Source organism: Roseibium sp. AWQ4_290, from assembly GCF_056160985.1.
Genome location: NZ_JBSWYG010000144.1, coordinates 1 through 204 on the forward strand (window position 1 = coordinate 1; position 204 = coordinate 204).

Here is a 204-nt window from a genome sequence, read left to right on the forward strand (position 1 = left end):
TTCATCGAAGATTTCGACGCGACGAACGGGCTTTTGGTATTTGCGCCCCGGCTTGCGAGCCAGAACGATGGTTTCATCGGCGACAACAAGACTGTCGTGATGGACCGTTGCGTGCTGCACCTCATAGGCCAGAGTGGATTTGGGCCGGGTGACGAAGATCGCGCCCGCAGCATCGATATCGGCCCAGAAGTCTGCATTATTGTA

Annotated in this window: 1 protein-coding gene; it reads right to left on the reverse strand. The window is 55.9% G+C overall.

Annotation, left to right across the window (positions count from 1 at the left end; genetic code table 11):
* Positions 1–204, reverse strand: a 204-nt coding sequence (locus tag ACXAH0_RS25470) for a hypothetical protein (RefSeq protein ID WP_475196151.1), incomplete at both ends; no start/stop codon positions are given.